This is a genomic window from Pseudomonas sp. SID14000 (assembly GCF_002165135.1).
Lineage (GTDB): Bacteria > Pseudomonadota > Gammaproteobacteria > Pseudomonadales > Pseudomonadaceae > Aquipseudomonas.
Map to the genome: position 1 here is coordinate 1 of NZ_NFZQ01000050.1, position 997 is coordinate 997.

General features: G+C 67.0%; 1 protein-coding gene and 1 pseudogene. Both read left to right on the forward strand.

The genetic code is table 11. The features are described from left to right. Window positions 1-317, forward strand: a pseudogene (locus CAY82_RS27330) (hypothetical protein); the annotation flags it as partial. A 14-nt stretch (window positions 318-331) separates the two neighbouring features. Further along, a partial coding sequence (locus CAY82_RS27335; RefSeq protein ID WP_140399146.1) for a cation transporter occupies window positions 332-997 on the forward strand: 666 nt, incomplete at its 3' end.

Below are 997 nucleotides of genomic sequence, written 5' to 3' on the forward strand. Positions count from 1 at the left end.
AGGCGGGCAAGCCGGTCACCGACCTGCAGCCGTATCTCGGGGCTTTCGGGCACCTGGTGTCATTGCGTGGTGGCGATCTCGCCTACCTGCACACGCATCCGTCCGCCGAGGCGAAGGCGGGGATGAAGGGCGGGCCGGCGATCAAGTTCGGCACGACGTTCCCGACCGCCGGCACGTACAGCCTGTTCCTGGACTTCCAGCACGCCGGCAAGGTGCGCACCGCCGAGTTCACCGTGACCGTCGGCAGCGACGGTACGGCGATCGTGCCGCCGAGCGAACTGCCCGGCGCCGAAGAAGAAACTCCGCACGGCCACTGAAAGGAGGCCCAGCAATGACCACACCGGACAACTCCGTCGAGCTCCTCATCGGTGGCATGACGTGCGCCTCCTGCGCCAACCGGGTCGAGAAAAAACTCAACCGGATGGACGGCGTCACCGCGACCGTCAACTACGCCACCGAGAAGGCGAAGGTGACGTTTGCCGAAGGCATCAGTACCGAAGATCTCGTCGCCACCGTCGAGGCAACCGGCTATTCCGCCTCGTTGCCAACTCCCCCTGTTGCTGACGGCCCCGAACCGGTCGACGAGCTGCGGCCGTTGCGTGAGCGGCTGATCGCCAGCATCGCGCTCGCCGTGCCGGTGATTGCCCTGGGCATGATTCCCGCGCTGCAGTTCGACTTCTGGCAGTGGGCCTCGTTGACCCTGGCCGCACCGGTGGTCACGTGGGCGGCCTGGCCGTTCCACAAGGCCGCCTGGACGAATCTGCGGCACGGTGCCGCGACGATGGACACGTTGATCTCGGTCGGCGTGCTGAGCTCCTTCGTCTGGTCGCTTTACGCGTTGTTCCTCGGCGAGGCGGGCGCGCCGGGGATGAAGATGCCGTTCACGCTGATCCCCTCGCGGGGTAGCGGCGCCGAGGAGATCTACCTCGAGGTCGCCGCCGGCGTCACGACCTTCATCCTTGCAGGCCGGTACTTCGAGGCGCGCGCCAAGCGGCAG